20 protein-coding genes and 1 tRNA gene are annotated in these 19,869 nt (G+C 60.4%); 11 read left to right on the top strand and 10 right to left on the bottom strand.

The window, feature by feature from the left end:
* Nucleotides 1-10: 10 nt before the first annotated feature.
* Genes H9L13_RS10955 through H9L13_RS10965 form a run of 3 tightly spaced genes read right to left on the bottom strand, consistent with a single transcriptional unit; the run spans nucleotide 11 to nucleotide 2,884 of the window.
* The gene (locus H9L13_RS10955) at nucleotides 11-1,033 is read right to left on the bottom strand and encodes a glycosyltransferase family 2 protein (RefSeq protein WP_187537726.1); all 1,023 of its coding nucleotides are present in this window, start codon (nucleotides 1,031-1,033) and stop codon (nucleotides 11-13) included.
* The gene (locus tag H9L13_RS10960) at nucleotides 1,015-2,076 is read right to left on the bottom strand and encodes a glycosyltransferase family 2 protein (protein ID WP_235090942.1); all 1,062 of its coding nucleotides are present in this window, start codon (nucleotides 2,074-2,076) and stop codon (nucleotides 1,015-1,017) included. Before H9L13_RS10960 ends, H9L13_RS10955 begins: the two co-directional genes overlap by 19 nt.
* A 4-nt stretch (nucleotides 2,077-2,080) precedes the next feature.
* On the bottom strand, nucleotides 2,081-2,884 hold the full coding sequence (locus tag H9L13_RS10965) for a WecB/TagA/CpsF family glycosyltransferase (RefSeq protein ID WP_187537727.1): 804 nt from the start codon (nucleotides 2,882-2,884) through the stop codon (nucleotides 2,081-2,083).
* 196 nt (nucleotides 2,885-3,080) lie between these two features.
* On the opposite strand from H9L13_RS10965, the gene H9L13_RS10970 reads away from it, so the two are divergent.
* Nucleotides 3,081-3,914: a 2OG-Fe(II) oxygenase gene (locus tag H9L13_RS10970; protein ID WP_187537728.1), complete on the top strand. Its 834-nt coding sequence runs from the start codon at nucleotides 3,081-3,083 to the stop codon at nucleotides 3,912-3,914.
* Nucleotides 3,915-4,015: 101 nt separating this feature from the next.
* Nucleotides 4,016-5,101 carry an acyltransferase family protein gene (locus tag H9L13_RS10975; protein ID WP_187537729.1) on the top strand — a complete coding sequence of 362 codons (1,086 nt, stop codon included), beginning with the start codon at nucleotides 4,016-4,018 and terminating at the stop codon, nucleotides 5,099-5,101.
* 28 nt (nucleotides 5,102-5,129) lie between these two features.
* Here H9L13_RS10975 and H9L13_RS10980 read toward each other — a convergent pair whose 3' ends face one another.
* Nucleotides 5,130-6,884: a hypothetical protein gene (locus tag H9L13_RS10980; protein WP_187537730.1), complete on the bottom strand. Its 1,755-nt coding sequence runs from the start codon at nucleotides 6,882-6,884 to the stop codon at nucleotides 5,130-5,132.
* Between the two features lie 157 nt (nucleotides 6,885-7,041).
* Between H9L13_RS10980 and H9L13_RS10985 the strand changes: the two genes are divergently transcribed.
* The gene (locus tag H9L13_RS10985; protein ID WP_187537731.1) at nucleotides 7,042-8,487 is read left to right on the top strand and encodes a mannose-1-phosphate guanylyltransferase/mannose-6-phosphate isomerase; all 1,446 of its coding nucleotides are present in this window, start codon (nucleotides 7,042-7,044) and stop codon (nucleotides 8,485-8,487) included.
* Nucleotides 8,488-8,877: 390 nt separating this feature from the next.
* Here H9L13_RS10985 and H9L13_RS10990 read toward each other — a convergent pair whose 3' ends face one another.
* Nucleotides 8,878-9,321 carry a class I SAM-dependent methyltransferase gene (locus H9L13_RS10990; protein ID WP_187537732.1) on the bottom strand — a complete coding sequence of 148 codons (444 nt, stop codon included), beginning with the start codon at nucleotides 9,319-9,321 and terminating at the stop codon, nucleotides 8,878-8,880.
* A gap of 152 nt (nucleotides 9,322-9,473) precedes the next feature.
* On the bottom strand, nucleotides 9,474-10,592 hold the full coding sequence (locus H9L13_RS10995) for a tyrosine-type recombinase/integrase (RefSeq protein ID WP_187537733.1): 1,119 nt from the start codon (nucleotides 10,590-10,592) through the stop codon (nucleotides 9,474-9,476).
* Nucleotides 10,593-11,011: 419 nt separating this feature from the next.
* Between H9L13_RS10995 and H9L13_RS11000 the strand changes: the two genes are divergently transcribed.
* Entirely contained in the window at nucleotides 11,012-11,314 is a 303-nt protein-coding gene (locus H9L13_RS11000; protein ID WP_187537734.1) for a hypothetical protein, read from the top strand.
* On the opposite strand, the gene H9L13_RS11005 is transcribed toward H9L13_RS11000, so the two are convergent.
* Nucleotides 11,311-12,171, bottom strand: coding sequence for a DUF5681 domain-containing protein (locus H9L13_RS11005; RefSeq protein ID WP_187537735.1), 861 nt, complete (start codon nucleotides 12,169-12,171; stop codon nucleotides 11,311-11,313). The genes H9L13_RS11000 and H9L13_RS11005 overlap by 4 nt on opposite strands.
* 392 nt (nucleotides 12,172-12,563) lie before the next feature.
* Here H9L13_RS11005 and H9L13_RS11010 point away from each other — a divergent pair.
* A tRNA-Ala gene (locus tag H9L13_RS11010) sits at nucleotides 12,564-12,639 on the top strand.
* Here the strand turns inward: H9L13_RS11010 and H9L13_RS12840 are convergent.
* Nucleotides 12,628-13,095 (bottom strand): hypothetical protein, encoded by a 468-nt coding sequence (locus H9L13_RS12840; protein ID WP_244954845.1) that lies wholly within the window; start codon nucleotides 13,093-13,095, stop codon nucleotides 12,628-12,630. The two genes, H9L13_RS11010 and H9L13_RS12840, sit on opposite strands and share 12 nt — an antisense overlap.
* Here H9L13_RS12840 and H9L13_RS11015 point away from each other — a divergent pair.
* From H9L13_RS11015 to H9L13_RS11025, 3 genes are all read left to right on the top strand, one after another.
* Nucleotides 13,000-13,497 carry a hypothetical protein gene (locus H9L13_RS11015; RefSeq protein ID WP_244954841.1) on the top strand — a complete coding sequence of 166 codons (498 nt, stop codon included), beginning with the start codon at nucleotides 13,000-13,002 and terminating at the stop codon, nucleotides 13,495-13,497. The genes H9L13_RS12840 and H9L13_RS11015 overlap by 96 nt on opposite strands.
* A gap of 17 nt (nucleotides 13,498-13,514) precedes the next feature.
* Complete coding sequence (locus H9L13_RS11020) at nucleotides 13,515-13,805, top strand: DUF2171 domain-containing protein (RefSeq protein WP_187537737.1); 291 nt, start codon at nucleotides 13,515-13,517, stop codon at nucleotides 13,803-13,805.
* Nucleotides 13,806-13,930: 125 nt separating this feature from the next.
* Nucleotides 13,931-14,920 (top strand): NADP-dependent oxidoreductase, encoded by a 990-nt coding sequence (locus H9L13_RS11025; protein ID WP_187537738.1) that lies wholly within the window; start codon nucleotides 13,931-13,933, stop codon nucleotides 14,918-14,920.
* 191 nt (nucleotides 14,921-15,111) lie between these two features.
* Here H9L13_RS11025 and ypfJ read toward each other — a convergent pair whose 3' ends face one another.
* The gene (gene ypfJ, locus H9L13_RS11030) at nucleotides 15,112-15,996 is read right to left on the bottom strand and encodes a KPN_02809 family neutral zinc metallopeptidase (protein ID WP_187537739.1); all 885 of its coding nucleotides are present in this window, start codon (nucleotides 15,994-15,996) and stop codon (nucleotides 15,112-15,114) included.
* An 82-nt stretch (nucleotides 15,997-16,078) separates the two neighbouring features.
* Between ypfJ and H9L13_RS11035 the strand changes: the two genes are divergently transcribed.
* From H9L13_RS11035 to H9L13_RS11045, 3 genes are read left to right on the top strand one after another with little or no spacing between them, the layout of a single operon-like run.
* Entirely contained in the window at nucleotides 16,079-16,846 is a 768-nt protein-coding gene (locus tag H9L13_RS11035) for a 3-hydroxybutyrate dehydrogenase (protein WP_187537740.1), read from the top strand.
* A 10-nt stretch (nucleotides 16,847-16,856) separates the two neighbouring features.
* Nucleotides 16,857-17,480 (top strand): DUF4893 domain-containing protein, encoded by a 624-nt coding sequence (locus H9L13_RS11040; RefSeq protein WP_187537741.1) that lies wholly within the window; start codon nucleotides 16,857-16,859, stop codon nucleotides 17,478-17,480.
* Between the two features lie 11 nt (nucleotides 17,481-17,491).
* Entirely contained in the window at nucleotides 17,492-18,811 is a 1,320-nt protein-coding gene (locus H9L13_RS11045) for an amidohydrolase (protein ID WP_187537742.1), read from the top strand.
* On the opposite strand, the gene H9L13_RS11050 is transcribed toward H9L13_RS11045, so the two are convergent.
* Nucleotides 18,808-19,743: an aldo/keto reductase gene (locus H9L13_RS11050; RefSeq protein ID WP_187537743.1), complete on the bottom strand. Its 936-nt coding sequence runs from the start codon at nucleotides 19,741-19,743 to the stop codon at nucleotides 18,808-18,810. The two genes, H9L13_RS11045 and H9L13_RS11050, sit on opposite strands and share 4 nt — an antisense overlap.
* Nucleotides 19,744-19,869: the final 126 nt, after the last annotated feature.

Consider the following 19,869-nt stretch of genomic DNA (forward strand, 5'->3'; position numbering starts at 1 on the left):
GATCTAGAACTCATGATGGTCGTTTGTACTCGATCAGCGTGAACGTGCCTGATCGTGAGTTCAGAGCAAAACGAAGAACACCGACCAAGTTCGCGAACTTGCTTAGCACCATGTAGGCTGCGGCTATCGTGGAGTCCCCTCTGGAAAGGCCCATTCGCCGATAGTGTGCTCCTACGCGATAGCTAAGATACAAGTAAGAGCCGAGGAGGAGCAGCCAAACCGGGCCGATAACAACAGTCAAGCCCAGCGTCAGCAGCGGGACGACAAGCCCCCAGAACAGGGTGCTGCCAAGTTCCCGCCGACAATCGCGTAAGTCTGACTGCCCGTGTAGGGCATACCGATGAGCGATGGAGTGCCCGGCTCGTACCGACCGTTTCCACCATTGAGCGAAGCGGAGAACGTCCGCATCGTGAACCGCCATCGGAAAGTCGATCTTCTCAACGTAGTAGCCTGCTAGTGCCAGCCGCACGCCCAGCTCGGAATCCTCGCCGGCAATCAGATCTGTGTTGAAACAACCCACCGAGCGAACGGCAGCAATGTTGACGGCCATGATTCCGCCCAGCTCACCAAAGTTTGTGATTCTGCCCGCGCTAGATTGCCATTCGTAGCTGCATAGGAGGTTATAAGGTGACTTCTCCGGGTGCTTCTCCGCGAGATGACCCACAACTATCGCGACTTCAGGCGATTGCTCCAGTGCCGCCGATGCCGCGCGGGCGAAGCCGGGGTTCAACTCGCAATCTCCGTCGAGGAAAATGACGTAATCAAGCTCTGGCCATCTCTGCAGCGCCTCGTCGAGGCCTTCATTGCGGGCCCTTGCGGCTGAGAATGGCCTGCAGGCGTCAAGACTGACAATCGGTAGGGAAAGCTGATGTGCGCGTCGCAGGCTGCCATCCGTGGAACCCGAATCCACGTAGACAGTCGGCAAGCCGGTGACACGAGCCGAATGGAGACTTCCATTCAGCCGTCGGCCTTCGTTTCGTCCGATAACGACAATCGCTGTCTTACTTGAGACCGTCACTTGCGACTCATCCATGCTGGAATTTCGCTACGTGGCTCGTCCCATCGAGTTGATTCACTTGGCACATCGCGGCGCCAGGGGATGACCAGCCGCAGTTCATCCCACAACTCTCTCTTAACCGAGCCGCCCCGCGTCAGTCCAAACACTCTCCGCACGGTCCATGCAACGTACCCCATGAGCCACAGGCAGGCTGCAGCGGCTGCGGCTGCCCGGCCGCGCGTCAGTGAAAAGAAGCGACGACGCGATTCGTACCAATACGCGGGACGCCGGGGCCTGCTCGAACCGGAAGTAGCAGCGTTCTGCAGCCCAGTTGCGGCGCCACCGATATGCCGCACGCGACTCCGCGGCACATGACGGATCATCCAACCGGCCCGTCGCAGTCTCCACATCAGCTCCACTTCCTCATGATAGAGGAAGAATCCATCATCAAAGAGCCCAACCTGGCGCAGCGCCTCAGTTCGGAACATCACGCTCGCGCCTGTAACCCAGTCAGCGTCAACGCTGTCGCTTGCGGGCGGCAGTGCGACGGGCGGGATGGACAAAAGCCGATCGATGATGCCGGTCTGAGCGCCGCGGGAAAATTCACCTAGCAGCGTCGGAAATGTGAATGCGCTTCCTTCAAGCTCACCGGTGTCGCTCAATAACTGGCTTCCGCTAGCGCCAGCTAAAGGGTGCGCCAGTAGATCGTCTAAAAGGGCCTTCACCGCGCCCACTTCGATTTCCGCGTCGGGATTGAGCAGGTGGATGAAGTCAGGCGGCTCCTCATCTTTCAGTAACCTGAGGATTGCTTGATTGTTCGCCCAGCCAAAGCCGCCGTTGAGTTCGAGCGGGACGACGGTCACCCATGAAGTCCAGACACGCTCGGCAACGAAGGCGGTCAGCCTGTCGGCTGATCCATCCGCTGAACCGCCGTCAACTACTAGTGCCTTGAGCTTGGGTAGGAGGGCGCGCTCTGGCGCAAGCGCCTCAAGGCACCGGATCGCGAGATCAGACGTCCGGTAATTTACCGTTACGACGGCGATCCGGATTTGGTCCGCAGGTGCTGACAACCGTGCCACCAGCTCAGACCACCCGTGCGCCGCCGCTACGGATATCGGTGCCCACTGCAAACAGGAAATTGAACGAGTGCACGAAGTATCGTTTGAACAGCCGCCGCGGTTCGCTGCCGACGCGCCATAGCCATTCAAAGCCTGCGCGCCGCATCCATTGCGGTGCGCGGCGCTTCAGCCCGGTGACGAATTCGACCGCGGCTCCGATACACAACACGTTTACATCGCCCAAGCGCTCCTGGTGCGCATGCGCCCAGATTTCCGACTTCGGTGCTCCGACGGCGAGAATCAGATGCGTTGCTCGAAATCCGCGAATGCTGTCGGCCATTGAGGTACTGAGGGCCGCGTCCTGCTCGAAGCCGAAGGGGGGAATGTGGAATTGCACCTCCGCATCGTTGAAGCCGCGATTCAAGAGTAAACGCCTCATCTCGGCTGCAACTTCGGCCGAACTGACGACAAACGACAGCCGGTGGAGCTTAGGCTCGAGCAGCGGAAAGAGTTCCTCGAAGAGGTCCGCGCCTGGCACTCGGCTTGGCACGGGCACGCCCACCAGTCGAGCATACGTGTAAACTGGCGCGCCATCGATCGTCACTCGCCAAGCGGAAGCATAGGCTGCCCGGAAGTTCGGATTAGAACGAAGATTGACGACATGGTCGAGATTCATCGTCGCAATCAGCCTGGCGCCGCAGCCCGGTTGCACAGATGCGAGAAGTTCCTTGATCAACTCCGCCGCAGTCACCGGCGAGACGTCGACGCCGAACAGTCGCCGGCGATAACTCTCCTGCCTTCCTGCCGGTGCGCCCCGCAGCCCCTCCATTCGCTGATCCCCGTGTCTTCGCTCTTCGCGCCCGTGCTTCGTATAGTAGAGTTGCGCGCATCCTCGGAGGGTATGACCTCAAATGAGCGAGCCCGCCCGTCGGTCCGTCCGATCCTTGTTCACTAGGCGGATTTCGCTTGTCAATCTGTTAAATGGATGAAAAGCATAGATCTTTAATGGGTGGGTGGGGGCCCGTGTGCTCAATCTGCATTCTTTTGATGGATACCTTGCGTTCAAGGAGGATGAGAGCCGTAAGGCCGGCCGGGCGCTTGCCGACGACTATCGAAATGCCTCGCCCTTCCCCCACGTCGTAATCGACGACTTTCTGGACGCCGACGTCCTGCGCGCAGTGGCAAGCGCATACCCTTCGACCGTGGATCGGAAGCATTTCGACCGGGAACAGGAACGACTGAAGTACCAATTCCATGCTGACGAGGCGGAAAGCGGCATCGTCCGCAACCTCCTAGCTGAGTTGAATGGACGAGCTTTCCTCGGTTTTCTTGAAGAGATGACCGGCATCAGGGGCCTCATCTCTGATCCGTACCTAGTTGGCGGGGGACTTCATCTGACCCGCCGAGGCGGACACCTAGGAGTGCATGCAGACTTCAACGTCCATGAGCCGATGAAGGTGGAGCGCCGGCTTAATCTCCTCATCTACCTCAACGACGATTGGGATCAGGCGTACGGTGGCGCGCTGGAACTGTGGGATCGCGCAATGCAGCGTTGCGAAAAAAAGGTCGATCCCGTCTTAGGCAGAGCCGTCATATTCAGCACCAACCTAGACAGCTATCATGGCCATCCCGATCCCCTAGACTGTCCGCCGGAGCGCGATCGGCGTTCAATTGCAACTTACTATTATACAGCCCTCCCAGTGCAACCCGATGAGGTGCGAAAGCGGACGACCACCTTCCAAGTCCGACCTGGAACAAAGGATCGAGTTGATTGGAAGGTGAAATTCGATCATGTAATCTCCGACTGGGTACCGCCGCGGCTGCAGCGATACGGACGTAGGCTGAACCCGTTCCGATGATTTACGTCCGCGGGGTGTCACAAAAACGCTGCGCAACGCCTCACCACGCTATCGCCGCGGGGGCGGGATCGAAAGATCGTGAGACATTAAGAGCGCACATTGTGCTTCGCGGCGTGGCTTCTTTACTTGTCGTGTTCTACCACCTGAAGTTCGGCGCCAATCAAAGGCTGCACTTTGAAACCGTTACCTCCTTCTTTGATCGTGGATACCTCTGGGTGGATTTCTTTTTTATACTTAGCGGCTTTGTCATGAGTCATGTTTACGTCGTTAACGAAAGGGCGCTGACGCGAGCAGATTTGCGGTCGTATTTCGCTGCCAGAATCGCTAGGATTGTTCCACTCCATATCTTTTTACTTCTTGCGCTTCTCGTCTTCTTTATGATGAAGTCAGTGGCACAAGGCGCGGTCGACGAACATCTGCAACCGCCTGGCTTAGGTAGTTTGTTGCTAACTGTTCCGCTCTTGCATTTGTGGCCCATCGTGGACTCGATGCCAAGATGGAACATACCTAGCTGGTCTATCAGTGCAGAGATGCATGCTTACCTGCTATTTCCGGCGATCGTCTGGTGCTTGTCTAAGGCCGCAGCTTTAACCAATTTTGCAATTTTGACCGCAGCTTGTGCATTTTACCTTTTGATAGGCTTTCAGGCGGGGAGCCTGGATCTTACAAGCGGAACTGCGCTCTTGAGGTGTTTCGCGGGCTTCTTGCTTGGCATTCTATGCTTCAACTACCGGAGGTATTTAGCCGCACTAGATTCCTTACAGCTATCCTTGGTGCAAGTCGGAGCCGCGATGGCACTCTGCCTTGTACTCGCGTTCGAGGTCCCAGATGTTCTCTTTATTCCGCCGGCATTGCTTCTAGTCGCAGCAACTGCGACGGATAGGGGTGCGGTTTGTTCCTTGCTGATCGGACGTGCAGGAATGCGCTTAGGCGACCTGTCATACGGCATCTATCTCGTCCACGTGCCCATCCTTACGGTAGCTGCGCTGATCTGGCCAAAGATTCTCAATATTGCAGGGCTCTCAGATCCTTCAATTATCCGGTCATTGTGGATAACGCTGATTATCGCCGCAGTTTTGGTGACTGCCGAAGTTCTAAACCGCTACATTGAACTTCCCGCTCGGCGAGCCGTCCGTGCCCAACTATCTGGACACCACCGAGTTTTGCGAGCAGCGCCAGGTTCTTAGTCCTTGAATTCGCCTCTGCCGGATCGGCTCAGTGTCGGGTTTTTTGGTCTTGGTTGTACTTGGTGGTTAGCGAGATCAGCGCTCGATAGCGCGGCGAGTCCTTCTGATTGATATGCTCCAGCGCGGACCAACTGCCCCACTTGGACGGTTTCCCAATGATCCCAAAATTCATGAATAGGGAGCCGCCGGCGCGTCTGAAGGCTTCTGCATTCGCTAGTTCAAGATTGTAGATCTCTGGACGCCGCTGCAGTGCGATCAGGAAGTTAGTGTAATCCTCATTTTGGTGCTGGCTCGGCGGCGTTCGCTCCCCGAAACCGCTCTCGTAGGTAACGAGTTCGAGGCCATATTCTCGCGCGCGCTTAGCGTGGTATTCGTACAACGGAGCGTTGTTTTGCTCGATTGATTTTCGAAGTGCGAGAAGGGCTCTTTGAAAGCCACCGTCTGGGTCACGCTGCCATTGCAGTACTGCGGCGACCTGTTTGTCATCACTTAGGCCTGCTCCGTAATATCCGGTGACTGCATACTCGTCGAAAAAGTCGGCTCCTCGACGATGCTGGCCATTCTTGTCCAGCCAGCGCGGCGTTTCGAGACCGAGTTTTTCCAGCCCCTTGTATGCGAACTGCGTACTGTAAACGATGCGAACCCGACCCGGAGGCCCCTGACCACGGGCGGGCTCTCGGAAGACAGCGTTCCAGATCTCCCCGACCTGTGCCGAACGCTTCCCGTACCATTCCATCCAGTTCGCGTCCTTGCCATCCTCAGATTCCGCGCGGTACTTCGCGTAGTGAGCTTGCGGGAACGCCCAGTTCCAAACCTCGTTCGAGAGCTCGACGTGTATGTTCAGTTTCGGATCTAGATGTTCTCGAACGTATTTAGCGAAGTTTCTTACGTAATCGTCAGTGGCATTCACCGGCATGTTGAACCAGCCGTCTGCTTTTGTCGTATTCAATAATTGAACCATAATCTCGACCGGCACGCCGCTAGTCCAGCGCGCGTCTCCCGGGAGTGGCCGGCTGGACCAGCCCAGTTCCCCTGCGGCATTGGCATTCCAGCCTTGACCACTTGACCATTTAGCCCTGCTTCCGTCAGCACGGAAGAGTGAGTTGGTGACCATCCAATCCATGAATCGGATCGTTCGAAAGGGCGCTATCCGTTCGACAAACGCGGGATTGAAAACTGAGCCACGCTCGTATTCGGGAAAGAGATCCTCCCGTATGACCCTGATGTTCCGAAGAAAATCCCCGCGGCCGTGAGGGTCTGTCTGGGTGATCATCAACTGGACCCAGCCTTCAGCGTCGGTCTCAACGATGAGCTGACGGGGCTTTGAGCCTTTCAGGGTTCGCATACCCTGACTGTCCATGCCTTTGAGCCTGCCGCTGCCGTCATAGCCCACGACGTAGCGAGTATGCGGCGTATCAGCGCCGCCCGCCTCCCGTAGCACAACCAGGCCGATATTCCGTGACGCCCCGTCACGGCCGCGCGGTATGGTGATCGGCCACCCGGACTCGTCTAGGGCGACCTTTTCCTCAGTGTTCCATCGATAAGGAGCTTGGACGAACCAGTCGCCCGAGGACTTCATGAGGTCGACGAAGGGTAAAGCGCTGCTCCAATACGCCACTCCATCTAGGTTCGTGCCGATTCGAAACGGCGTGGACGGATTCGGCGAGTCCGGTTCACCCCCGATGGCCGCCCCCGTAAGTTTACGCCCCGGAACTGACGTCCAGGCCAGGCCCAGTGATACTGAAAGCGTCAACACTGCGGCAGCAGTAGTCCAGATCGGCACAGACTCTCGAAGGCGACCCAAAGAAGCGCTCCTAAAAACCTTGCAATCCTTATCGAAGTTGCGGCAGATTTACACGCGATTGCCGCTTAGGCAGCAAACGGCTGCTGCTGCGACATGCAGCATGTGGTGACGGGTGGCGGGCGAGGGTACTATCGGTATGAGTTTAGTTCGCCCTGTGATCCTGTCAGGTGGCGCGGGGACGCGCCTGTGGCCCATCTCTCGATTGGCTTTTCCAAAGCAGCTCCTACCCATTGCGGCTGACCAGACCATGCTGCAAGCCACAGTTTCACGGGTTGTCGGCGCCCAGTTCAGTGCCCCGATAATTGTAGCAGACGAGGAACATCGTTTCTTCGTCAAGGATCAACTGGAGGGTCTCGGTGTCGCACCGGCAGCAATTCTGCTGGAGCCCGAGGGTCGGAACACCGCGGCGGCCATTGGCTTGGCGGCCGCCTGGGTGAGAAGCCAAGCACATGACGACGACTTGCTCTTGGTTCTCCCATCGGACCACGTTATCCGTGATGTCGCATCCTTTTGGGCAGGTGTTTCTGCCGCAGTACCGGCTGCGATGACGGGAGGGCTTGTTACGTTTGGAATAAGACCCGACCGTCCACACACCGGCTACGGATACGTGGAAGCTGGGCAAGTCTCCGAACACGAGGGTGTTCAGCACGTCCGTAGATTTGTGGAGAAGCCGAGCGTCGAAGCTGCCGAGGCATACCTGGCAAGCGGCAAGTTCTATTGGAATAGTGGAATGTTCCTCTTTCGAGGTCGGTCCATCTTAGACGAGCTCAGCGAGCACGAACCTCGTGTTTGGAAAGCAGTGGACGACGCGAGTGAAGGCTTCCAAAGAGATGGTGACTTCGTGAGGCCGCTGAGTAGCCCTTTTTGTTCTTCACCTAGTACTTCCATAGACTTCGCGGTGATGGAGCGGACCGCGAATAGCTTTGTCGTGCCGGTCGACTTCGGATGGTCCGACGTTGGCTCGTGGGACTCATTGTGGGAAATCTCATCAAAGGATGGTAACGGTAATGTGGTTCACGGTACCGTTTTGCCGTTAGATAGCCGTGACTGCCTCGTGCGCTCGGAACATGGTAAACTTGTCGTGACGATTGGCCTACGGCGGATCGGTGTGGTCGCTACGAGAGACGCAATCCTCGTGACCGATTTGGATCGCTCTCAGAATGTCAAGGAAGCGGTCGACATTCTACGCGAGCGAGACGACGCGGTCGCTGTAAGCGCTTCGGAGGTATTCCGACCTTGGGGGTCCTACCAAACCATCGACTACGGCGAGCGCTTTCAGACCAAGCGGCTCGTCGTGAAGCCCGGAGCCTCGCTATCTCTGCAGAAGCATCATCACCGCTCAGAACACTGGGTCGTTGTCAAAGGTACAGCGGAGGTCACGGTCGGAGACGATGTAAGCCTTCTTCAAGAGAATGAATCGACCTACATACCGGCAGGTACGCTTCACCGCCTGGCCAACCCCGGAAAAGTGCCACTGCACCTGATCGAAGTTCAGTGCGGTCCGTATTTAGGGGAAGACGACATTATCCGCATAGATGACGCCTATGGGAGAGGCACCTCTTCGTGCACGAAGGAGGGATGACCGGTCGCTTTCGCTAACCCAGCCTTTTCGCAAAGAATAGTATGTTTCCCATGGCGAGTGTCGGTGACCTCACATGTCGGAACCAAGCGATGTTAGTTGCATGGACGAGCTTTTTCAACGATCTACTTGGCAGACGGGTATGTATTTCGGTGAGCTGACCAGCTATACGATTTTCTAGCGTCAGACCCAGCTCATTACATCTTTTTTCTAGAGCTTTCATGTCCGTTTTTCGGATGAGTAGCCGGCCGTTCGATGAGCTTTGCCACTCTTCTATGCCGAATTGCCGCCTGTTGCGGACGCGGTCTTTCTTGCCGAACAAGCGCCTGGCCAAATTTATAGCTGGCTCCACAAACATCACTTCAAGCGAGCGGTGATTGTTTTCTGCAATAACTAACTTCCCCCGGGCTTGAGAACCCGTGCAGCCTCCGAAAGTGCCGCCTCGATGTCGGGGACGTGCATAAGCACACCCCAGATCAGTACGTGATCGAAAGAAGCATTAGAAAAAGGAAGGCTGGTGGCATCACCCCTCTCCAGTGATACTCGTCCCTCAAGGCCCGCTTTGGTGATGGTTCTGCGAGCTTCGCTCAGCGCAGTTGTTGAAAAATCGACTGCCGTAATACGAAGATCGCTCTTCGCTAGACGACTCGTATGGAAGCAATAACCACAACCAAGATCTAATAAATGCTTGTCTCGGGTATCTCCCAATTGCTCCACGATATTTTGGAAAGCCTCATCGTAAAATCTGTTCAGATCTTCGCTGAGATAATCTTGGAGCCACTGATCGTGAATATCCTCTTGCTCCAGACGGCGTTTGCTTTCGGTCGATTGTTTCATCGCCCCCTCATTTGATACGGTGCCAGCGGTGAGCCGCCAGGCCGCGTAACCGATGGGTGGCAGACATCTCGTCGATCATCAACGGGAAGGAGCCGCGCCGAAGTAGTTACTCTCGCGTGTGGACACTCAGCCGGCGCAGAAAGGCCTTTATCTCACGGCACCTTCAGGACGCAGGTATACTTTCTTAGTTCATCGAAGAAGGCATCGACCTCAGTGATGGCGTTCTGCAGGTAGTCGGGTGACAGATGTTCGTAGTTTCTCGCAGTGGTCCCAATCCTAGAATGACCCGCGAATATCTGTCGTTGCTCCGACGGAACACCGCGCTCGGCAAGCCACGTTAGTATCGTGTGGCGCAGGGTCTTGGGCGTCGCCCCCGACACTCCCGCTTCGGCGCACGCCGCGTTCCAGCACCTCTTAATGGATTTAGTCTCCCTTTCGAAGAACTCCGGCTGGATATCGCCCGCGACGGCTAGTGGGACTCGATACCTAATGAGTTTGCCCTCGATGCCCAGCACCCACGGCCGCACGGACTTCGCCATAGGGACGATCACGCGGCGCTTGCGCACATGAATTCGACCTGGTCCGCTGGGGTCGATGAGATTACGTTCTAGGTCAATGTTGGTGTGATCAAGCTCAAGGACGGCCTGAGGTCGTCCGGCGGTGCCGAGCATTATCACGATAAAGCGGATCAGATGCTCACGGTCCTGCCGCCCCGCGCAGACACCCATGATCGCGGCGATTTCCTTCGGCGAAAGAACGCGATCCCGGGGTGAGGCTCGGGTGTGTGCGGGGACATCTGCTACGAAGGGCGGGGCTTTGGCGATGCGCTGGCACTTCCACGCCCAGGTTAAGGCGCCGCGCAGCGCCGCCAAGTCCCGGCTCACAGTGTGGCCGCTCGCTCCAGATGCAAACCGCCACTCGCGAAAGCGTGCCTGAAGCTCAGGTGTCAGATCTCGGATCTTGACCTTGCTACCGAGCCGGCCCGCCAAGCGCTCATCGGCAAAAAACTTGCGAAGATGATCGGCCGAGTAGTGATATCGCTCAGGCGCAGCCAAGAGCGACACATGATATTTCAGCCACTCCGATATGAGCTCCTCCACGCCGACCGCTTGAATGTTGTTGTCAGTGGCACGGTTGAACTGGAGCTCGTCAGAGAATAGCAGAAGAACCTCGTCGGGCTCTAAAGTGACCGAAAGTCCGGAGCGTGCGGCGACGCGAAGTTTGTCCAGGAGCTCGCAGAAGGGATCGATACCGCGCACCGTCAGAAGCAACGGCCTTGCCGATCGCGCCTGTGACGCACTGGCGTCGATCTTCGTGCCTCAAACGCCTGGCTGCCGCAGCAGCTAGCCTCCCTTCCGTTTCGAGTTGGCGGCGCCTTTTGTCGCAAAGTCCGCGAGGCCGCGCTGGATGAGGTATCTGAGGGCGTCGGTCCGCGTAACTTCGAGCAAGGGCGTTTGGTCCTGAAGATCCGCGGCACACTCGTCGACCGCGTCCAGGATGTGCCGCGGGAGGCGAAGCGACACTGCCTGCATGGTCTGATCTTTACGAGGACGTACCACATTGACTCCCGTTATTGTATACGATAAATGACATCGTCTGCAACAGCTACGATAACGCCTCGTAAGCGACAAAACTGTCAGAGACCGATTATCGCATGCTTAGCCCGTGTGAAGCCACGTGGAAGATGACGGTGTCGAAGCGCGACCTGATCGACGCCGTCGGTACGGCGCTCCGGCGCTCGACCCTCAGGAGAAATGGGAGGCAGGCTGAACGGGAGATCGTCTTCGCCGCGTGGGCCGGCGGATTGTCCGTGCGGTCCAGCAACGCGGCGATGGACATTGCCGCGACGGGCACTTGGAGATCGCCAATTGCAACGAGCGGTGCGGCAGTTCGCCGGCTCGCACCCGCCCTCCAGGGCGTCGAGGTCACCCTCAGCTATTGCGAAGGGCAGCTCGCGTTCAACACGACGCGACTGAGTGCCCGCGAACTCTAGCGTGACGGATCGTCCCTTGCCGGATGACCGTCCGTTGCCGGATCATCGTCCTCGGCCCAACCTTCGGCCCAATCTTCGTCCGTCGGCCGGTCGATCGACTCGTCAAACGTGCGCCTTAGCCGCGGAGGCAGTTTATTATTCCATTTCTGGATTACCTTGAGCTGCCGCCGGCGCAGCTGCCGACGCATCTCCGGTGACGCATACCAAAGGCTCTTCGGATCCTCAAAGCGCGCGATATGCGCGTCTAGAAGACGGACAAGCTCGTCCATTGCAGCTTTCTGTTCTTTGGTCGTCGGACCAACGATCTGAACATCCCCCGAGACGGGATCGATCAGGATATCGTCGGGGTGCGGCAATGGCACAGGCAAGCCCTGACGGATCAGTCGTTCATACTCGAATTCCCACTTGTCCTTGTACGCTAAAGCCGCTTCCATCAACCCTCGCTTCTCATCAGCCTCTTTCTTCTGCGCGGCGGTAACGACCTGCTGGGTCAGCTTGACGTAGAATTTGTCTCCTTTCAGTGCGCCGTCCACGATCAGACGCGCCAAGGTTTCCTGAACGGTGAGGTACATAAGGGTGTCACCCTCTCCCACAGCAACTAATCGCCTGCTTTCGGCAAGAATCTCTTCTTCGAAACTTCGCAGCACAGTGGTCTTGTGATTGATTGATCCACGCGGACGCCCTCGCGGATTGCCGGACTCCCCCTTTTTGAACTGGTGCTGCTTTGGCGGCTTGCAGTAGCCGACCTTCGGAAGCTCCTCGTTCGTATCCGCAGGCTCTGGAGGAGGCGCCGGCTCTTGCTCCGAACGAGGCAGGCCGTCGGTCACCGCTTGCTCAAGTTTTGGAAAATCGGACATATCCCTCGGACTTACGATCTAGACGGTGGCCCGAGGCTGATTGGCCGAGTCACGATTCAACATTTTTCGAGGGGTGGCACAAGCGGAACTTTCCAGCTGAGTTGTTGCCGCAGGCACAGCGTAGCGAGGGAATCCTTGAGTTCGCTCCGTGCCAATGTTTCGGGCTGTTCGAGATCCCGGCTTTCCCTGTTATGACGCTTGCGACCGGTACGCCGCCAAACGCCAAAATGGGGGCTCCTGCGCCAGTAAGCGGGTGAAGACTCCCAGCGACCCGGGCGCAGCAAATTCCCTGTAAATGATCAGCGAACTGGGAATTTGTTCCGGCGGATGTGGGGGAAACCGCGCGATTGCGCGTTGGAAATGGCCCGGCTAAGGAGCCGCTTCGCCGGTGCGGGGCTGTAGCTCAGATGGGAGAGCGCTGCAATCGCACTGCAGAGGTCAGGGGTTCGATTCCCCTCAGCTCCACCAGCCCGGCGCGCAGATTGTCCGGGGGACAATCGAGCATCGGGCTCGGCGCAGGCAGTCTGCGGGACTGCCTGTCACGGCACTCGGCTTTGCTAGCTTTCGCCTTGTCGTATCGACCCCTTTCAGGGGCGGTGCACAGGAACGGCCATTGGCGCTGTTCGTTTTGCAAACAGTACCGCCGACCCCCTTCCCGGCGGCCTGTAAGCATGGAGGACTGGCATGGCCTACGACCGTTATGATCCCCGCAACGAACGTTCCCGATGGCGCGACGATGATCGCGGTGAGCGCAATTGGCGCAGCGATCGCGAACGCAGCGATTCCGGCCGCGAGGAACGCGGCTTTTTCGAGCGCGCCGGCGATGAGATCGCCTCGTGGTTCGGCGATGACGATTCCGGCGGCCGCCGCCAGCATCGCGATGAGCGTCCGCGCGGCCGGTTCATCGGGCGCGACGACGATCATCGCAGCCGCTCGTCCTGGAGCGACAACAATTGGGACCGCGGCAATTCGGATCGTGACGACCGCAGCGAGATGCCCAGTGGCTGGGGGTCGCGCGGACGCGAAAGCAGCCGCGACTCCGCTCCGCGCAGCCGTCAGGACTATCGCCCGATCACCGGCGATTACGGGCGTTCGGAGCAATATTTCGCGGCCGGCGGAATGTCTCGCGGCGGGCAGGATCGCTGGGCAGCCAGGACCGCTCGCCCAGCCGCGGCGACTTCGATCCCCATTATGCAAGCTGGCGCGACCGCCACGTCAGCGAACTCGACCGCGACTATGAGGATTATCGCCGCGAGAACCAAAAGAGGTTCGAGGACGAGTTCACCGGCTGGCGCCAGCAGCGCCAGGCAAAGCGCGGCCTGCTGAGCCAGATCCGCGAGCATATGGAAGTGCTTGGCAACGACAATGACCATGTCGGCACCGTCGACCGCGTCGCAGGTGACCGGATCATCCTCACCAAGTCCGACCCCGAAAGCGGCGGCACGCATCATTCTCTGATGTGCACGGACGTTGAATCGATCGACGGTGACAAGGTGATGCTCGGCTGCTCGGCCGAAGATGCCAAGAAGCGCTGGCGCGACGAAAACCGCGACCGTGCATTGTTCGAACGTGAGGACCAGGGCGAAGCCGGTCCCCACATGCTCGACCGGAGTTTCGAGGGCACTTACCGCTAAGCTGCTCTTGAACCCCTAGCTCCCGACCAGCGGGAGCAACCCAGGCCCGGCTGCGTCGTCCCCTTCGCAGCCGGGCCTTTCTTGTGCGGGGAGGCGCGCCTATGCGGCGTGGAAAGGAGACGAGCATGGCCCGCGCCTGGCATCTGATGAACCGCCCCCAGGGCGTTCCGATCGACACCGACTTTGCGCTGAAGGACATCGCTCTCCCCGATCTCGCCGACGGCATGGTGCGCGTTCGCAATCAATGGCTTTCCGTCGACCCGTACATGCGCAGCCGAATGAACGACGTGAAAAGCTACGTTCCCAGCTTCCAGCTTGGCGAGCCGATGACCGGCGGCGCGATCGGCGAAGTGGTCGAGAGCCGTGACCCGACGCTTCGGGCCGGCGACACCGTGCTGCACATGGCCGGATGGCGCGATGAAGTGGTCGAGCCCGCCGCCAATTTCCACAAGCTGCCCGACATTCCAGGGATCGCGCCGCAAACCTTCCTCGGAAACCTCGGCCTGACTGGCGGGACGGCCTATTTCGGCTTGCTCGACGTGGCCGCGGCGAACGCGGGCGATATCGTGTTCGTGTCAGCTGCCGCGGGTGCGGTCGGATCGGCAGTCGTGCAAATCGCCAAGGCCAAGGACATGACCGTAATCGGCTCGGCCGGGGGCGGCGCAAAATGCGACTTCGTCCGTTCGCTCGGCGCGGATGAAGTGATCGACTACAAGGCGGGCCCGGTCGTGAAGTCCTTGATGGCTGCGGCGCCCAAGGGAATCGACGTCTATTTCGACAATGTCGGCGGCGACCATCTCGACGCCGCGCTAGCCACTGCCCGGCAGAACGCGCGCTTCGCCATCTGCGGCATGATCGAGGGCTATAACAGCAGCGAGCCGATCAGGCTTCGCTACATCATGCGGGTGATCGCCGCGCGCATCCGCCTGCAGGGCTTCATCTACACCGATTACATGGGACGGCTGGGCGAATTCTATGCCGACATGGGCGCGATGATCGCGCGCGGACAAGTGACTGGGCGGGAGACGATCGTCGACGGACTCGAAGCGATGCCCGAGGCGTTTCGTGGGCTGTTCAGCGGCGCGAACACCGGAAAAATGTTGGTCCGCCTGTAGCCGCCGAGCGCAGCGACGCAGGTGCGAAGCTCCGCCGGAGCAGCGCGGAGAGACGGCGAAGGCCGGCCAGCGGGTCGCGTGAGCGAAGCCGACTAAGGTCACGGATTTCCTCCGTGACGGCCCGGTCGAACCGAAAAACCCCTTCACCGCCTTCGAGATTCCCCTCCCCAGCAGCTGCTGGGAAGGAAAATCTAGCGTGCGAAATTACACTGCGCGGGGTCGCCGCTTTGCAGGCCACGCTGGAGCGCCGCCATCCGTTGCGCCGAGGTGCCGTGGGTGAAGCTTTCCGGGACGACGGTGCCCTGCGTTTGCTTTTGCAGCGTGTCGTCGCCGATGGCTTCGGCCGCGCGCAAAGCCTCTTCGGCATCGCCAGGCTCGACGATCGGGCCTTGTGCATCGCGCGCCCGGGCCATCCAGATGCCCGCGTAGCAATCGGCCTGAAGCTCGACGCCGACTTGGATGGCATTGCCGTCGGTCTTGCTGGCGCGGGCCTGCGCGCTTTGCGCCCGGTCGAGCGTTCCTTCGAGGTTTTGGATGTGGTGACCGACCTCATGGGCGATGACATAGGCCATGGCTGCGTCGCCCGACGCACCGAACCGGCTGGTCAATTCACTGAAGAAGGTCGGGTCGATGTAGATGCTGCGGTCGCCGGGGCAGTAAAACGGCCCCATCGCCGCCTGCCCGAAACCGCAGCCGGTCTGCGTTCCGCGGGTGTAGGCGACCATCCGCGTCGGCACATATTGCTGGCCGTTGCGCTGATAGATTTCGCCCCAAGTCTCCTCGGTCGACCCGAGAACCCGCGTCAGGAAGTCGCGCATGTTGGCGTCGAGCCGCGATTGGCCACTGGGCGCCCTGGTCGTGGTGCCGCCCGGAATGATGCTTCCGCCGCCACCCAATTGGGTAAGCGCGCAATAGCCGAGCAGCAGGATAAGGACGCCGACGATGCCGAACCGGCTCATAACCATCGGCAACAAGCACCCCAAGAGATTGCCGCCGCCGCCGAGGCCCATGCCGCCGCCGCTACTGCCTGTGCGGTCCTCGAAATTGCCGCTTGGTCCCTCGCCGCCTAGCCGCATGCACCTATCTCCCGTTTCAGGAGCGTAATGCTCGAAGCGAACCACGGTTGCAAAGCTTTGCCCTCACCGCGAAGAAGCGCGCATGATTCTTCAAGACAAGGTTGCTCTCGTCACCGGCTCCACGTCCGGCATCGGTCTTGCCATCGCGCGCGCACTCGCGGCTGAAGGGGTCAAGGTGATGCTCAACGGCTTTGGCCCGACCGATGACATCCGCAGCATCTGCGAGGAACTCGGCGCGGTGCACGACGGCGCCGACCTGTCCGACGCAAGCGCGATCGCGTCGATGATGCAGCGCTGCCAGGCGGAACTCGGCGCACCCGACATCCTCGTCAACAATGCCGGCATCCAGCATGTCTCGCCCGTCGAAAGCTTCCCGACCGACAAGTGGGACGCCGTGATCGCGATCAATCTGACGGCGGTATTCCATACCACGCGGCTCGCGCTGCCCGCGATGAAGGCGCAAGGCTGGGGCCGCATCGTCAACACCGCGTCCGCGCACAGCCTGGTCGCTTCCCCCAACAAGTCGGCCTATGTCGCGGCCAAGCATGGCGTTGCCGGCTTCACTAAAACCGTCGCGCTGGAGGCTGCCCGCGACGGGGTGACCGTCAACTGCATTTCGCCCGGCTACGTCTGGACGTCGCTGGTCGAAAACCAGATCCCCGACACGATGAAGGCGCGCGGCCTGACCCGCGAGCAGGTGATGAACGACGTGCTGCTCGCCGCCCAGCCGACCAAGCGCTTCGTCACGCCCGAAGAGGTTGCCGCGCTCGCCGTCTTCCTGTGCCGCGACGACGCGGGGTCGATCACCGGCGCCAACCTGTCGATGGACGGCGGCTGGACGGCGGCCTAGGCTGCAGCGCATGCGCTGGAAGTTCGCACTCGCCTTCGCTTCGCTCGCAGCATCCGGCTGCGCATCGATGCAGCCGCCACCGGCCACGGCGGCGCCGCCGCGCACCAACTGGCGGGTCATCGCCACGGACGACGATCGGGCGCGGCTGCGCGACTGGCGAGCGACTTTCATCGCCGCGCTGGACGCAGCGCGCCGCGCCGGCCATGAGGCGGAGATACGGCGTGAAGGCGCGCTCCTTCAGCCTGACGCCGCCCTACCCGGCGCCATTCCCAACGGCGTTTATCGCTGCCGCGTGATCAAGATCGGCGCCAAGCAGCCCGGGTTGCTCGACTATATCTCCTACCCGGCATTCCGCTGCCGCATCTCGCCTTCGGGCATGGCGCAGAGCTTTATCAAGGAAACCGGATCGCAGCGGCAGGTTGGGCTGATCTATCCGGTCGACCAGGTTCGCCAGGTTTTCCTGGGTACGCTCGTGCTGGGCGATGAGCGCGGCGCGCTCCGTTACGGACAGGATCGGACGCGCGATGTCGCGGGCTTTATCGAACGGATCGGGCCGAACCGCTGGCGCATGATCATGCCGCGGCCGCACTTTGAATCCCAACTCGACGTGCTTGAGCTGGTCCCCGCGTCCTAAGGAGTTCGTTGATGGTAAAGCGTTTCGTGCTGCTTGCGACCGCAGCCGCGGCGACCCCGGCAAGCCTTCCCGCCGCGACCCTGGCGCAATCGATCCAGGGCGACATGCCGCAGCTGATGGCGCTGTACCGCGACTTGCACGCCAACCCCGAACTGTCGATGCAGGAGGTGCGCACGCCGGCCAAGCTGGCGCCCGAAATGCGCAAGCTCGGCTTCACGGTGACCGAGAAGGTCGGCAAGACCGGCGTCGTCGCCATGCTGCGCAACGGCCCCGGCCCGGTGCTGATGCTGCGCGCAGACATGGACGCCTTGCCCGTTGTCGAGCAGACCGGGCTGCCCTTCGCGTCCAAGGTGCGCGTGACCACGGCGCAGGGCGTGGAGACCGGGGTGATGCATGCCTGCGGGCACGATACCCACGTCACCGCCTGGCTCGGCACTGCGCGCCGAATGGCGGCGATGAAGGATCAGTGGTCCGGCACCTTGATGATGATCCTTCAGCCGGGCGAGGAGACCAGCGAAGGCGCCAAGGCGATGCTTCAGGACGGGCTATTCACGCGCTTCGCCAAGCCAAGCACTGTCCTCGGTTTCCACGATGCCGCCATCCTCCCGGCGGGGCAGATCGGAATCACGCCGGGCTATGCCCTCGCCAATGTCGATAGTGTCGACATCACCGTCCGCGGTGTCGGCGGCCACGGCGCGCTGCCGGCCACGACCAAGGACCCGATTGTGCTCGCGTCGCGCATCGTCACCACGCTGCAGACCCTGGTCAGCCGCGAGAACGACCCGCTCAATCCGGCGGTGGTGACGGTGGGCAGCTTCCACGCCGGGGCGAAGCACAACATCATTTCGGACGAAGCCAAGCTCCAGCTCACCGTGCGCAGCTACAAACCCGAAGTGCGCAAGGCCTTGCTCGACGGCATCGCGCGCATCGCGCGGGGTGAAGCCATTGCCGCGGGGATGCCCGACGACCGCATGCCGGTCGTCACCGTTCGCGAGGAGCTGTCCACCCCTGCGACCTTCAACACCGACCGCCTGTCGCAACATGTACGGCGCTTGTTCACCGCGCATTTCGGCGCCGATCGCGTGGCCAGCCCGCCGCCCGCGATGGTCGGCGAGGATTTCAGCCGCTTCTACCTGACCGACCGGTCGATCGAGAGCCTGTTGTTCTGGGTTGGTGGCACGCCCAAGGCCAAGTGGGACGCGGCCGCGGGCGATCCGCAGAAACTGCCGTCGCTCCACTCGCCATTCTGGGCGCCCGACGCCGAATCGGTCATCGCCACTGCGACCGAGGCGATGACGATTGCCGCGCTGGACGTGCTGAAGGCGAACTAAGCGCTTGCCTCGCTGAGCCGATCCATCTGGTCGGGAGTGAGGGTCAGTGCCATCGCGCCCGTCAACTCCTCGAGCTGTTCGGTGCTGGTGGCGCTGGCCAGCACGCCAGCGATCCCGGGTTGCGCCATCGTCCACGCGAGCGCGACGGTGGCAAGCGGCGCGCCCGTTTCCCTCGCCACCGCATCGAGCGCATCGAGGACGGCCATACCGCGCCCCTCGAGGTAGGCAATGTTGCGCAGGCCCCGCGGGCTTTTGTCGAGATCATCCTTGCTTCGATACTTGCCGCTAAGGAAGCCATTGGCGAGCCCGTAGAAGGGAAGGATAGCGAGGCCGTGCGCGGTTGCGACGTCGTGCAATTCACCCTCCAGCTTCTCGCGTTCGACCAAGTTGTACCAGGTCTGCAGTGCACTGGGTCTGGTCAGCCCCTGCTTGTCCGCGGTGCGCAGGGCTTCGTCGAGCCGTGCGGGGGTGAACTGCGATAGCCCGATGCTGCGGACCTTGCCGGCCTTCACTAGCGCATCCATCGCGCCGAGGCTGTCGGCCAGCGGCACCTTTTCATCATCCTTGTGCTGGTAATAGAGATCGATCGTCTCGACCCCAAGGCGCAGCAGCGACGCATCGCATGCGCGCGCAATGACCTCAGGCGCCAGGCCTTCGAAGAAGCCGACCTTGGTCGCAATCTGGACGCGGTCGCGCTTTGACGGATCGCGCTTCAGCCAGCGGCCGATGACTCCTTCGCTTTCCCCGCCCTGATGGCCCGGGACCCAGGCCGAATACACGTCGGCGGTGTCGATCATCGTGCCGCCCGCAGCGACGAAGGCGTCGAGGATGGCGAAGCTCGCCGCCTCGTCAGCAGTCCAGCCGAACACATTCCCGCCCAGCACGAGGGGCGCGATTTCAATGCCGCTGCTTCCCAATGGGCGATGTTGCATAACCTGACTCCTGACCACCACTGGTTGCCGTCATTGCGAGGAGCGCAGCAACGGCGCAATCCAACATCGACGCGGCACGGCTTCACGTGGCTCGCAACGACCGCCTCACTTCGTTCACCACTTATT

The sequence above is a fragment of the Sphingomonas lutea genome (assembly GCF_014396785.1).
Classification (GTDB): Bacteria; Pseudomonadota; Alphaproteobacteria; order Sphingomonadales; family Sphingomonadaceae; genus Sphingomicrobium; species Sphingomicrobium luteum.